The 14,129-nt window shown below is 41.6% G+C and carries 14 protein-coding genes; 1 reads left to right on the top strand and 13 read right to left on the bottom strand.

The genetic code is table 11. The annotated features are described in order from the left end of the window. Positions 1-160 precede the first annotated feature (160 nt). The 4 genes from AC0WRU_RS17725 to AC0WRU_RS17710 form a co-directional block, all read right to left on the bottom strand. On the bottom strand, positions 161-541 hold the full coding sequence (locus AC0WRU_RS17725; protein ID WP_476125765.1) for an Imm30 family immunity protein: 381 nt from the start codon (positions 539-541) through the stop codon (positions 161-163). A 759-nt stretch (positions 542-1,300) separates the two neighbouring features. Then, complete coding sequence (locus tag AC0WRU_RS17720) at positions 1,301-1,708, bottom strand: hypothetical protein (RefSeq protein ID WP_476125764.1); 408 nt, start codon at positions 1,706-1,708, stop codon at positions 1,301-1,303. Beyond that, a complete protein-coding gene (locus AC0WRU_RS17715; protein WP_476128671.1) occupies positions 1,701-1,955 on the bottom strand; it encodes a zincin-like metallopeptidase toxin domain-containing protein in 255 nt (84 codons plus the stop codon). The genes AC0WRU_RS17720 and AC0WRU_RS17715 overlap by 8 nt, the downstream gene beginning before the upstream one ends. Before the next feature lie 350 nt (positions 1,956-2,305). Further along, positions 2,306-2,689 (bottom strand): hypothetical protein, encoded by a 384-nt coding sequence (locus AC0WRU_RS17710; RefSeq protein ID WP_476125763.1) that lies wholly within the window; start codon positions 2,687-2,689, stop codon positions 2,306-2,308. Positions 2,690-3,037: 348 nt separating this feature from the next. Between AC0WRU_RS17710 and AC0WRU_RS17705 the strand changes: the two genes are divergently transcribed. Then, on the top strand, positions 3,038-3,457 hold the full coding sequence (locus AC0WRU_RS17705; protein WP_476125762.1) for a hypothetical protein: 420 nt from the start codon (positions 3,038-3,040) through the stop codon (positions 3,455-3,457). Positions 3,458-3,587: 130 nt separating this feature from the next. Here the strand turns inward: AC0WRU_RS17705 and AC0WRU_RS17700 are convergent, their stop codons facing one another. The 9 genes from AC0WRU_RS17700 to AC0WRU_RS17660 form a co-directional block, all read right to left on the bottom strand. After that, entirely contained in the window at positions 3,588-3,773 is a 186-nt protein-coding gene (locus AC0WRU_RS17700; protein WP_476125761.1) for a hypothetical protein, read from the bottom strand. 95 nt (positions 3,774-3,868) lie between these two features. After that, positions 3,869-4,573, bottom strand: a complete 705-nt coding sequence (locus AC0WRU_RS17695; protein WP_476125760.1) for an Imm3 family immunity protein — start codon at positions 4,571-4,573, stop codon at positions 3,869-3,871. 20 nt (positions 4,574-4,593) lie between these two features. After that, positions 4,594-7,683 carry a deaminase domain-containing protein gene (locus AC0WRU_RS17690; protein WP_476125759.1) on the bottom strand — a complete coding sequence of 1,030 codons (3,090 nt, stop codon included), beginning with the start codon at positions 7,681-7,683 and terminating at the stop codon, positions 4,594-4,596. Between the two features lie 51 nt (positions 7,684-7,734). After that, positions 7,735-8,151 carry a DUF4280 domain-containing protein gene (locus AC0WRU_RS17685; RefSeq protein WP_025684793.1) on the bottom strand — a complete coding sequence of 139 codons (417 nt, stop codon included), beginning with the start codon at positions 8,149-8,151 and terminating at the stop codon, positions 7,735-7,737. 5 nt (positions 8,152-8,156) lie between these two features. Further along, the gene (locus tag AC0WRU_RS17680) at positions 8,157-8,687 is read right to left on the bottom strand and encodes a hypothetical protein (RefSeq protein WP_476125758.1); all 531 of its coding nucleotides are present in this window, start codon (positions 8,685-8,687) and stop codon (positions 8,157-8,159) included. Beyond that, positions 8,684-9,967 (bottom strand): pentapeptide repeat-containing protein, encoded by a 1,284-nt coding sequence (locus AC0WRU_RS17675; RefSeq protein WP_476125757.1) that lies wholly within the window; start codon positions 9,965-9,967, stop codon positions 8,684-8,686. The genes AC0WRU_RS17680 and AC0WRU_RS17675 overlap by 4 nt, the downstream gene beginning before the upstream one ends. An 18-nt stretch (positions 9,968-9,985) precedes the next feature. Next, the gene (locus AC0WRU_RS17670; protein WP_476125756.1) at positions 9,986-11,401 is read right to left on the bottom strand and encodes a phage baseplate assembly protein V; all 1,416 of its coding nucleotides are present in this window, start codon (positions 11,399-11,401) and stop codon (positions 9,986-9,988) included. Next, complete coding sequence (locus AC0WRU_RS17665) at positions 11,398-12,078, bottom strand: hypothetical protein (protein ID WP_476125755.1); 681 nt, start codon at positions 12,076-12,078, stop codon at positions 11,398-11,400. Before AC0WRU_RS17665 ends, AC0WRU_RS17670 begins: the two co-directional genes overlap by 4 nt. A gap of 467 nt (positions 12,079-12,545) precedes the next feature. Then, on the bottom strand, positions 12,546-13,376 hold the full coding sequence (locus tag AC0WRU_RS17660; protein ID WP_476125754.1) for a methyltransferase domain-containing protein: 831 nt from the start codon (positions 13,374-13,376) through the stop codon (positions 12,546-12,548). Between the last annotated feature and the right edge of the window lie 753 nt (positions 13,377-14,129).

Genomic DNA, 14,129 nt, shown 5'->3' with positions numbered 1-14,129 from the left:
GATCCATCACGGTATTTTTGGTCTTAGATGGAACAAATTAAAATTGTTTGTATTTTAACTTAAATTTACAGGTTAGACCGTGATAATAGTCACGACAACATTTTTTCAAAATCTGTTATAGGGCTAACTGTGTGTATACAAATCAGCCAGATCCCCATGTTTAACTTATTTTTTCTAATAGAGAATTAGCCTTATCTAAATATAAATCTGGAGCGTCATCCTTAATCACCATTAAAATTTCTTTGATTGTCTGTTTAGTCGAACCTTCTAATTTCTCCAAAGCTTTACCGTAAGAAATTAATAAATCCTTTGAATTTAAAAGTGTCCGATGGATTCTATCTGCCCAAAATTCTGCATGGGGCAACATCTTGGAAGTACCCAAAGCCAATTTGAATAAACCCTCTTCTAAATCATTACGTTTTGCAATATAAAATATAGTTTCAATAAGATAATCATTCAGAATATTCTCAAATACCTCTATATTGTCCCCCTCGTTTTCCATAAAACGCATTTTATATAGCAAATTAATTTTCTCATTCATATTCTCTTCCTCTCTATTTAACACTACGCTACTAAAGCCTTCTATTATGTTCAGTAGTAATTTATTTTTGAAACCTTCCTTTAGTCGCTTTAAGTGTTTGTTAAGTTGTTTTGTGTCTAGCTGGACTGTACGATCTTGCTTTTAAAATGTAAACCTAAACAATCTTAGGATAATGCGATCAATAGGTTTAAATTGATTCATTTTGGTGAATAGATGCTCATCTTTTGATGGACATGAATTCTGTTATTCGCTGGCGTAATGCCTCTTGAAACCAATCTGGCCAGTTTGACATCGTGTATTTCCTCTCCCGTTGTTGAAGTGGGTGTATGTTAACTCTGATGGGGAGGGATGGCAGGTCATTGTTTTTGTATGGGGGAAAGACTCACTCCTAACTCATGATTCAAGTTGGAATAAGCCTTAGAAAGTTAATCAAGCGTGTTTGTCATGTTTTTATTTTGTACGATCTTGCTCTCACAGTGTAACTGCCGTGTAACACTACAATAGATTCCTTCCGTTTTCAAAGAAAGTTTTTAGCTCTGCTATTCAACTTATAGGTTGGTAGTGACACATTTCAAAAAGTAACATACAAAATATTTCTTAATCATCTTCATCATCTTCATCATCTAAATGAGGGGTAACCGGGTACCCTGACGGATCAAACATATATTCAACGCACGCTTTTTCATCAGAAAGAACAAGACTTATCATATCACCACCACCAAACGGTGATGGTGGTACTTTTATATCAATAATCCAAGATTATCCTTCAACACCTTCAAATTTCTCATAAAAAGCTATTGACTCGCCAGAATTGGAATTGATTACTCCCTCTAATTGGTACTCGTCATTATAATTTCTAGAAATTTGGAGCAATCTGTCTATGGTTAATTTAGTATATATTTTAGGGAGTTTATTTCTATCAATCCCTAATATAGAATAAGAAATTACCTTTTCTTCATCAGAAATAACCAGAAACTCTTCAAAATCCTTGAAGTCTACTTCAACAACCCAAGCACCACCAGTCAATGCAAAAAATTTATCATAATACTGAACAGATTTGTTTGTGTCACTATCAATTGTCCATTGATTGTAGTTATTGTTACGTTTGTTGATGTACTCTTGTGCAACATTTAACGCTTGCAATGCAGAAAATTTTGGATTACTCATCTAAACACCCCCTAAATATTTTGGAATCTGCAGGTGGCCATCCAAATGGCGCCTTACGTCCATTATTCCTCAATTTATAAATATATCGTTCTGTAGCAAATAATTCAGCTCTTGTAAAATTATTTTTATTCTCCATTATTATTTTGTAGACATGTTCTTCTCTTTCTAAGGTACTTTGTTTTAAATATTTATTTTTACCCAATTCTAACCATTGCTTTGCATGTACGCTTTCATGAAAAGCCGCTATTTGGGATGGCTTCTCTCAAAAATACATGATTATAATCGACACGGGTCCTGTTGTGAAAGTGATGTTACGCTCTGCCAGTTCCATTGTTTTACCGCTGTCATTCACAAACGACTTTACATTCGGATTTCTCATTTTGGGATGGCTTTGCATCTTTTCTCCTGTACCGCGTGTTGCACTGGTGGTAAAGGCATGATTTTCATTAGGGTCGGGAAAATAGAGTTGTACTCTTCCTCCAACTTTCGGCATCGTATACCAAGCGTTATTCCCTTCGTCGGAATACGGAAACCACTGTTGCTTTCCGGTGGACTTTGATCACTCTTCCGTCCAGAGATAACCCTGTCAATAGCGGATTATATTGTTTGGCTGACGTATACTTTGAGGGGAGCCAGTGTATAACGCATACGAATGATCCCCTTGTCAAGTTCAATGACAGATCCAGCAACCACCATTTCCTGCCCCTTGAATCGGACAAGCTGACCCAAAGGCAGCGGTTGTTTGCTCTCCACCTCGTAGGTTATATCTTTCCGAAGATTCTTGCTTGCCCCATACGAGGTCGCACCCAGTTCCATCGGCGGGTCCAGTTTAGGCATACCGAACCAGAAAGCAGGTCGAAGCAAGGTCACATCAGGCACCAGTACAGCCCCGGTATGAGAGGCTAACCGCCTAATAAATTGCCAATCGGTCTCTTCGTACTGGATCAGAAACTTCCCCACCGTTTGGCTGCTATGTGCCATATCAATATAATCACTTCCGGGATAAGGAGCAATCACTTGACGGATGACCTGGTCATAGGTTGTGCTAAGGAGCGGAGAGCCAAGCTGAAAGGGAGCGTGATGGGAGAGAGTAAAAGATACTCCAGTAAATACGCACTGAGCAGTAAAGTGTATTGTGGATGCTGTGGAGCCATTTTTAAACGCCGAACCTAGAACAGCAATAATTCATCCAAAAAAGTGGTATGGCAATGCAAAACGTATGTAAATGAAGGTAAAGTAGCATGTGATGCCAAATCAGTCGATGAACAAGTTTTACATTCCGTGTTTGTACGAGTGTTTAACCGGATGTATGAGAACAAGGAAAGATTCATGAAAACGTTGAAAGCCAATATTGAATCAGCACTTTCCAGCAAAGTAGAGCAAAAATCGTTATTAGACATCGAAGGACAGATGCAACAATTGAAATCCGACCTGAAGGAGTTAGTGAATCTCAAGCTGCGAAATCAGATTGATGAGGCCGTATATGAAGAAGAAACAAACAGGCTTTCCAGTGAACTAAACGAGATGCGACAACAGAAGCTGACACTGGAGGAAGAGAATGAGCAGCAAGCAAAAATCAAGGAGCGTATAGATGAAATTATACAAATTCTAAGCTTGCGGAAAGATATACTGGAACAATTTGATGATAACCTATTTAATGCGTTGGTGGAGAAGATCACGATTCTCTCACCAGCGCATTTTGTTTTTAATTTGAAAAATGGAATGAGCATAAACGAAATATTGGACTAATATAAATAGGGGTTAATGCGATCAATAGGCTAACGAATATTTGTGGAGTGCATGACGGGAAGAATCAATCGAATCCCGTCTTTTACTCCTTCCATATAGATAGATTGCTTGTCCTGACTTAGCTGATAGCTTATGGCTTCTTCCCATTCAGATAACAGACGTTGAAATCCTCGTTTTGGCTAATTTTGAATTGATCCATTTGAGTGAATAAGTTTTTTTCCTCAGATGAACATGAAGCCTGTTGTTCACTGGCGAGTTCTAATTGATAAAATCGTTGGCGTAACGCTTCGAGAAACCATTCTGGCCAATTTGACATGGTATGTTTCCCCTCCCGTGGTTGAAGTGTGTGTATGTTAACTCTGATGGGGAGGGATGGCAGTCATTGTTTTGTGTAATTTAGTTGTTGAGTTTTTAATTAGGGTTGATTATTTGGTCTAATACGTTCTTAATTCGCTTTTGCAAATCCTCTTGTTCCTCTTCTAATAATTGCTCTTGAAGAATATCCTTCATATTAAACTGTTGTAGTTCTTGTCTAATCTTCTGCAGAGCATCTGTCTGTGTTAATTTATGAGATAATAAATTTTCGGCTAGCGTTGTATACACGATTATCTTTTCACTTAATGTATTTTTACAATCACGTTCAAAGCGTTGAAATACACTAATAACAATTTCATCTACAGTTACATTTTCTATGTTTATTTGATTGAAAAATTCATTAACTTCGTCTGTCAATTCAGAATAGTACCAACATACCCTCGGATAATAGTCTAACACCTTATTTTCCAACTCTTGTAATACGAAACTTTTACGATAAAATAAATCATTGTATTGCTCAGGGGTTAATTTTTGTTCTTGCTCAATTAAATTAAAATCTAGTTCAGACAATCTTCTGCTTAAATTGTTTTTAACGGTATACAAAACTCTTGGATGAGTTAATAGAATTTCTCCGTAAACCACATTAATTAAAGCTTTGTCTGTCTCACTTCTATTCATCAATCCTTCAAAATCATATAGTGTTCTTGCAATTGACTCTTTACTACTCATCATTTCATCATTTTTATAGTCTTGATAATTCTCATGGATACTATCAATTAATTCTTCATAACTCCAAACCATTTTGTAACCACCTTATTCAATTATTTGGGGGCTATAGTCCCACTATTATTATGAATAACCTCAATTCTAACTTTAGGATACTCTTTGTCAAATTGTTTGATAATTTCATTACAGCTTCCATATGTATCCTTTTCAGTGAAAAGTCTTATACTTCCTGATGCATTATGATTATCACCTAGTTGATCCGCTATATCATTCAAAATTTTATATTCTGTATCCCCGTCTCTCATGTATATATTTCCATCTGCATCTGGAGCCTCGGTTGCCTTGAATTTTGGATTGTCGGGTTTGAAAGAGAACTCTTCAGTTCCAGGTATTTTTTTAGCAGAGCTATGAATTTTACTATGTGCATAAAAGTCTTGCTTCTCAACTCCTGTCACCTTCACTTCTGCATAAGCAAAATTACCTGTTTCTTTGTATTTGTTAGACAATCGGCCTCTGGCATTCGCAACCTTATCAATTACATGTTGATCCATTGCAGAATCAATTCGACTGGTTGGGAATCTATTTACCGTTTCTTGAGCAGCATTTCCTGCACTCTCAGTTGAGTTCGAAGGGTGGGGTGACTTTGGTTTTTCATTTATGATTTTAGGACCTGAATGAACAGGTTCTTTAACGGGTAATTTTAGTGTAGGTTTGGGTTTGAAAAATGAACTTGCCCCCTCAGTGATCCCCACTACACTAATGATATTGGACCAATGGTCTGGTGACAAAGGATCTTCAGGTGTCACAGCTCCACGTATAGCCTCTGTTATTCCAAATGTACCAAAATTGATAGCGTCACTACCAGAGTTACCTTGATTACGTGCGCGCTCCATATAGGCTTGATACAATCCTTTAGGTATACCAAATGACCAATAATCTAAAAATTCACCAATGGAGTTTAATTGATTTTGATACCTTACGTTATTAGTCTGCTCTATGCCTTTGTATAATTCAACTAGGCTGTTTGCTGATTTTGTAGATGCATGTGCCTGATCCATGGCTATTTGGCCTTTTATCATCTCACCATTACCCGTATGATCTAGATAACGATCCCACAAGGACTTAGGCTCTACGACTTGTGGTTTCGGCTGCTGCTCCATGGAGCTATCGTGCTTGGCCTTCCAGCGTTGTCTCAGATCTATAGGAATCTGCTGATACGCATGAGCCATAGCATTTGACTCTTTCAGCAAGTTCTGAACCAGCTCCAGTGGGCCACCGGAATCCGCCACATGACGTGCACTCGTGTACACTTTCCCCAGTATCCACTTGCTATAGTAGGCTTGTCTAGCTTGCTCGTGTTCATATTGACTAATCAATCCCTGCATGGCTAAACCAGCCAAGTGTTTCAGTGGATGTAAACTGCTACCCTCACTGCTTCCAACCGTTGGCGTTCCTTTACTACGAATAGGGATGGCTCCAGTTGCTTGTAACACCGTTGCCGTCACTTTACCTGCTGGCCCACCAAAAGTATTCAACATCACCTTGGCTACGTTCCCCACTGCTGGAATGGAGCCTAATAGCTTGGACACCGTACCCAACAAAGCATTGGCCTGTTGAAGCGCTGCTGGAGTCGTAACTTTTGCTTTAGGAGTGCTGCTCGATGATGCTTTAGCTGCTGATGGAGCTTGTGCAGCCTCATATGCTTTGATGCTCATTAACGGCGGTTCTGGGACAGGAGGGAGGTCAGCTACAAAAACGGGAGCTTTTACCGTACCTTCCTGATAAATTACCGGGGCTTTGGTATCCGTCTCACCATCCAGCACCATGCTACTTTCTCCACCTTTGAGATACAGCGCCGTTCCAGCTTCCAACGACAGTTCCTCACCTGCATGCAGCTTCACATGACCACCCTGAATCTGTACATCCCCCGGACTGTTGATGGTGATGCCCGTATCCTCGTGCAGTGTAATTGAAAATTCACCGGAGGTGGATAGAGTCAGCTCATGCTCAGACATTTCTACGCCGCTACCTTGCACATGTTGCCATACCTTCACATTCGGCTGTCCATTTGTGTGGCGTTGTTGTCGCAGCGAATCCGTTACATAGGCATCCTGTTCGCGGTGTGTTGGCAGATACAATTCCACCAGTTCTCCTACTTCAGGCATATCGTACCAGCCGCTATGTTCTTCGGCGACATAACGGGTGGCTACCGGAAACCAGCAGGCTTTGGCAGGATCTTGCTTCGGATCAATTTCTAGTTGAAGCTGTACAAAATCCTGCTGTACCTTGAGAACCGTCCCTGTCAGCGAAATCCCGGTGGCCTGATCGTTTTCATAACGGGCATAGCGGATATTCTGTTCGGCTTGAAGATCATAACAGGTACGCAGTAAGCCATCCTCTAACCGTGTCACTGCCCGAACGACGACCAACTCTTTGCCTTGTCCAATGGGTAACGTGATAAGGTCACCTAGAGCGTAGTATTGCAGACTTTCAATCATATAGGTGACATACGAGCCAGCACGTTCTCCCGGCTTTTCGGCATCCAGTTCATGGAACGTTTTCCGTACCCGATAAAATACATCCCGTTCCACTTTATGTTGCTTACCTTCTGGCATCCCGAAGAAAACCTTGGGTGAGGCTGCGGTTACCTCTGGCAGGAGTACGGAGCCAAAGCGAGAAGCAAGACGCTTTAAAAAAGCCCAATCCGTCTCCTCATATTGTAAAACAAAAGTGTCCACTTTGGCATAGTCCGTGACCGTATCAATGGCATCTCCGTACTGATACTTACGCACCATCGTAGTGACCAGATCATCATAAGTGCGGTGAATATCTTGATAGGAACGTTTTTTCACCTTGATGTCCATTTGATAAGAATGGGATGCAGCCTCCAGTTCAAAGGTATATACGCCTCGCACACAGTGTACGGACATACGTGTAACAATTCCATGGAACAGTCTTCTTAGCGATTGTCCTTGATCATCCAACTGACGAATCACAATCGGCTCTTGCTCCATATTTTGTCCGATGCATGCGGCTCCCTGTTCTTCGGAGAGCAACCCACTGATATGTAAAAAGGTATGATCATTAATGGTACGTGTTATTTGAAGTTGTTCAATATGTTGTGGCTGAAAAGGACCATAAAAGCGCAGGCTTTCATAGCCGATTCCATCTGACAATACGCTCAAGTGAGTTCATAACTCCTTTCTAGATGTGATGGCTGTTCCAACCCCTAAACGTTAATCCAGTTCCTGTCCGTCATTTTCGATTTGAATATGCCCGCAATATAGACACTGGTGGGTACAGTTTTGGGTTAGAGCGGGCTGACCTTCGATCCTCATGTCGCTTTTCCCGTTCAGCCAAGGCATAGTAAGGACAGGAATACACGGAGCTTTTTTCACTCCATAAATATCGACCATCTCACTGGCTTGTACAGCCGGATTAAGCGGACTGGAGCAATTTCCAAAAGACTTAATGTTCACTCCAGGCACATAATCCCCAATGTTCATCTGTGCTTTATTTTTAACATACACGCCGTGGCTAAAAGGGCGCTTCAAACGGGTAGGCTGTGTACCATAACTACAGCTTAAAATCGCACCTGCCACCACGTAGCTTTTTTTCGCGCCTGTTCCAGGCTGCACATTAGCTTCTTCCATCCGCATTATTCCTCCTTCGTTGCCATTTCCACTTTTTGCACTCGAACACCTGTGAATGGACGGCGTAGCAGACTTTCCGCCACAGCCAGATTGATATAAATATGAGATTCCATCAGGCCAGCGACTCGAAACATTGGCGATACGATTTTCCTGTGTCTGAGTACCAAATGCTTTAAAGTATGGTCGGGGTACCACTCGGTATGTGAGGAAAGACAGTCCAGCACAGGAGGACGCAACACCCAGTACACATCCTGCCTGGCTTGCTGAAAATTGGTGAGTATGGCTGCTTTCCATTCAAGTCCCGGCATATATTTTTCCAACAATGTTTTCATCGGGTCTGAAACCAGCGGCAAAGGGAACTCAAGGAAATCCGGATATACGGTTCGTGGATCTGTATGTACAGCTAAAAATAGGGGAGTGTCCTCCGCCTGAGTTCTGTGATCCGAGAGGATGTCTTCCACCTGCAATGGAGACAGGGAAGCAGGCTCCACCCGATGCTTTATGCGCTCATCCACCATGAGTCGAAAATATCTCATTGTATCCAGTCCCCTTTACTTACCGCGTTTGTTGCCTGTGTAGCCATAAGCCGAGACTGGGGTAGAGGGGGCACTTCCACAGCAACCAAGCCAATGGATTCGCTTAGTTGGTCATCCGTAAAGCTTACCCCGTTTATCTTTGCCCCTGTAAAATCAGTTCTTACTAAACAGGCATCTGTAAATGAAACGCCAGTAACATCGGCTCCTACAAAACAGGCATCTGTCAGATCCGCTCCGTTGAATGAAGCTCTTTGCAGCGAGGCATCTTGGAAATCAGCCCCTTGAAGCTGCGCATTTTGAAAGCTGGCTCCCGGTAAACTCGCTCTTGTAAAATCCACTCCATCCCATCCTAGTGGCTCCCAATCCAACCAAGCATCTGAACCATAATCGCTATTCCCTAAAACGGAGTCCAGTACAGCCTCCCTCAGGGAACAACCGCTAAAATCAGCTCCGTGAAGCAGGCTGTACGAAAAGTCGGTCTCATCTAGCTGAGCTTCTTGCCACACGGTTCCTACGAGAATGCAGCTATGCAATCGACTATGTTCCATCCCGATCTTCCTAAAAGCCGTATAGCGAAAATCCAAGGAGCTGTAATCTCCACCAGACAGATCGACTTGGGCCAACGCTTGGTAGCTGTAGGCCAATTCTTCTTTTTCTTCCATCCAAGACTTTATTACGTTCGCATCCATTGGTCTGCGATCTTCCCGGTATACGGACACACTGTGATCCATATACTCTCCGACACGAATCTCAAAGACTTCTTCACGATCCAGCGCCTGAAACTCTGGTAAACCAACCGCTTGTTTCATAGCCTGACGAATCAAACTAACGACCATAGTATGAAGATGTCCCGCTGCTTCCAACATAATCTGTTCCAATTCAAGTTCGGAAAGGGTTACCTGCTGTTTCAAGGTTTCAGTCAAAAGTTGTTCTCGTAGATGAGTCCAATAGGAAAAAATCCAACTTGCATCATACTCAAACTGAATGGGTTCAGCATCAAGCATCCATAAGGCATCCGTAGCCTCGACAAGATAAACAGGCTTTTGTTCAAGCCATGTGGTACGTAGCATAGAGTAGGTGATGTAACCGATATTATCTTTAAAACCATCTAGCTGTTTTTGCCGAATCAACTGACAAAAGGTGTGAAAATGTTCCACCATATGCTGTAGTCGTTGTACTTGAGTTGCTTTACATTTTAGCGCCCATTCTTTACGAATAAGAGACCATGCCTGATGAAGATTCGCTTGCTGCTGATCTATCGCATCTGTCTGCTTTTCCACTTGTATTCATCCACCACCTTAATTTGACTTCACTTCGCTGCCTTTCATGTCCGCTGAACCGCTTAATTGAATATGACTGCCGTTACAATCCATACGGAGCTGACTACCTGCGGACAGGCTCATCGTTTTACTCGCAGACAGACTGAGATTGCCCCCTGCCGAAATATTCACTTGCTTATTACTCGTGATATGAATGCCTTCTTTATCGTCCAGTTTGATATAAATAGCGCCGTCCTTGCCTGTAACGACCAATTCATTCGGCCCCAGTCGTATTTCCTTGCCATGCGGGGTACGCCATATTTTCATTTGCGGATTGGAAAAATGGTTATGCGTGCTCTTGCGATCTGCCCGTCTCACTGCACCACCCGCCACGCCATCTTCTTCACGACTGCCGGGGAAATAGAGGGAAACCGAATCGCCTTTTTCCGGCATCACATACCAGCCTGTATGCCCCCCAGCACTATACACGGTGGAGTAGTTGAACCAATGCGCCTTATTCAGGTCCTGTGTTTCATCACAATTCAGATGGATGCGTACCTGATCCTGGCGAACGTCCAGCACGATACCACTTAACGAAGCGCCTGCCAGCTTTTCCTGGTAATAGCTTCTTTGCCGCAATCCCTTGTACGAAGCAAGCACATATTGATGCCGCAGTTGTCCCTGACTCATGTCGGTATAGGCCTCGATTACATAGAGGCTGTGTCCCTGAAAGGTTAATTGAGCGCCCAAATCCAGTACCTCATCCGTGTCCACCTCGTAAAAAATAAAATCATTTTCGTTCAGCTTCGTCTGCTCATTTTCCTGAAAATAACGAAACGGCAGCAATTGCTTGCGTACCGTGTAACGAGTATGATCCAGTACAGCCTGTGCAGGACTATCCTCAATCCCAAAATAAAATTTGGGACTGTCAAAACGGGCTACAGGCATTAAGCTCGTATGATACCTGGAGGCCATGCGTCTTAAAAACGCCCAGTCCGTTTCCTGATACTGGATAGCAATCCGCCCGATGGCTTCTCCGCCAGTAGCTCCATCGATGACATCCAGCCCTTCATAATCCTTTCCGATCTGCTCCAGCATTTGAGGAATTGTCATTTTCGTATATTGAAAAGAACGGGTACGTTGCTTAATGTCCATCCGGTAAGTATGGGAGATAGCTTCGACCTCCAGATAGTAAACCCCGCGCACGATTTTTACCTCGACTGAGAGGGCAATTCCACTGAATAGTGGCTTGTTTGCGCCAGATTCATCCCGTTGGCTTACCTCAATGACGGTGTTTTTTTCTGTCGTTGCCACATAGCTGTCCTGCATGTCCTCAGGAATCACACCTGTAAAATACAACCGTGCATGCTCGTTAATTTTTTTCGTTAAGGTAAGCTGCTGGAGATCAACCAGCTCATAAGGGTGAATTTGAATATTGTCATAGCCGAGAATCATAGCAAAGTCATTCCTTTCTCAAACACAGGATAGGAGGGAGGCGAAAGAACAATGAGCGATTGAGTCAGATGTTCTGCTACAGGCATCCACGCCTCCATATTGGATTCCAGACAATTGAAGGTGCCGACCATGACATGCCCCTTATGGATGAACAGCAGCATTTCATTATATAAATTAGCGTCTATACCTGCTGCTACGAAACGGATCTTCCCGATGGATAACCCGGAACGATTCATGGTGAATTCGGTGCCTTTCCAGTTACGAATCGGCTGTACAGACCGTAAAACGTCTGCCATTTGCTCCATAAACTCCGGGAGTTCGTTCACTTCGAGCGACGTTTCTGTAGGATTAAAGGTCATATTGACCGTCCCCTCCAATGAGGCATAAATCACCTCAGGACGGTGCTCCGAAGGATATTTGAAAGTAGCTTGCTCCGTTGGCATAAGACTAAAAGATTTGGGAATATTGAACCCGATTTGCCCATCCCAAATCGTTCTTGGTACCAACGTGAGATGATCATTTTCAATATGAAGTAGCTCTGTTTCTTCAGACATGGAGCTCATCTGCTCCGATTCCTGAGATTGAACTGGAATGGATTTCACATTATCGTTATTAGCCGTTGCATGATCCATAACTTTAGCATTGAGGCTAAGAATGTGCTCGTCAAGGTAGTTCATAGAAAGCCCCCTTTTCATGAAGTACGTGAGAATGTATTTTAATAATTTTAGATAGGAGGAGATATTTAATCATCAGCCCAGCATATGTATTTATCGGTTGAAAGAGAGATTTATTTTACAGAATGGCCCATTCGTTGGGGGATTTACTATGTGTATTTTTGGAAGCAGGTGATATGGGGGGGAAATGTAGAGTAGAAAAAAGCATATAATAGGTGATAAGAAGGAGTATATCCTTTCCATCGTCTCGACACATGTGGAGTGCGTGGTAGTAATATATCGAGATGAGAAGCATTGATATACATTAAGCAATTTGAATATGTTCCTGCATTCAAAAAAACGCTTAAGGGTTGAGTGCTGTTCATTGTTAGTGCCGAAGGACAATTAATTTGGAAGATGTATGGGGAAATAGTAAAGAGGGGCGGCAAAGGCGAACCCCTCTTTTTGTTGCCTTAAATATGGTAGTTTCTTTAGCCTAACAAGGTTATCTTTTGTGCAATAATTTTAGTCATTGCATGTTTGTGAGGAATGCCTGACGAGTTACAGTCGAAAATAACTTCCGAACTATCTTCAATTAACCAGTCGTGATAATGTGTAAGCAGTTCACCAGAGTACCACTTATACGCATTAGGTTCTTTTTCAGGTGGTGGAGCAATAAACGGCTTGTTTACAAACACATTAAAGATATGCAAGCCGTTTGGATTTGTATACTGCTTATAATTTTCAAATATTTCTTTGCGGAATTCCGGTTTTATGTAGTGTAGGACACCACTTGAAAAGATTACGTCAAAATGCGTATCCAAACGATAATCTAAAATATCTGCCTTGAATACATTAACATGGACACCGATTTTTTCAGCAAGTCTCTTGGTTTTCTCTATACCTGCGTCCGAAACATCAAATGCAGTGACATCATATCCATTTCTAGCAAAAAATACTGCGTCTTTTCCCTCACCACATCCAATATCTAATAATTTTATGTGTTTATTGGGGGGCATAAACTGCAAAACCTGATAACACACTTTATTAGGTTCAGTACCCCAGTAATATTCTTGTGTTTTATATTCTTCCTCGTAAATGGTAATCGGTTTATCCTGTGATACATACCCAAGAAGCTTGTCTATGCTTACTTCTAAAGTTCTTGATAACTGAGGTAATAACGAAATATCAGGCATTGTCTGAGCATTTTCCCACTTGGATATGGCTTGAAATGAAAGTCTAAGTATTTTTGCGAGTTCTTCTTGTGTAAGTCCTCTTTCTTTGCGGTATATGCTTATGTTTCTTGCTAATTTTTCCTTCATAAATCCTCACGCTCCTTCATGTAATCCAATTCTATTGGAGTTTGTTGGTACGAACAATAACTTCATATTTGATTTTTTATAATATTCAACCACCAGTTGAGCAAAAAATTTATAACCAAGTCTATAATTTATTACTGATATGTTATCTACGACTCCTTGTTTTTTTACAGAACACGAATAGTCTCGGTCTTCTCTTAAATTAGAAAATAAATTAGGCCCTTGGTATTATTCAAGGGCTTTTTTTGTTCCATATATCCCCATGAATATGCTATAGTGTAAGAAATAAAGAAGATTTATGCATATTTTAGTAGAATAATGGGCTGGGATATTCCCGTTGGTCGTGGGCATATAGTCCTTATGAAAGCTGAATTATTCCAATGAGGTGAAAGTGATTGGCTAAAACGTATTATGCGGAAGGCAGACAAGTTGCCTATGTTTTGAGAGGATTATTTGTTATAGGTGGGCTTGCTATCTACTTTAATATACCTGGTCTACACGAGGCCACTGAAAAACTACTTGTTTTTAGAAATTCAACATTTTTAGGGGGTCAAATATGATTCCCGGAACGCGAAACGAGCCTTAGAAGCGATTCTAGAGGCTCGTTTTTTGCTCGGATTTTATTGCGGAGACTTTTTTAGTGGCCTCTTATAGGAAGACTCTTGTCTTTGGATGTATAATAACTATTGAAAAGGCACATGTAGGTTATTGACTGGTTTAAAAAGAAAAAGACGATAAAGATTGCTAAAACGACTC

The organism is Paenibacillus sp. 1-8, assembly GCF_056316205.1.
Note: the sequence above shows the minus strand (reverse complement) of the source record. Positions and strands in the feature narration are given on the sequence as shown.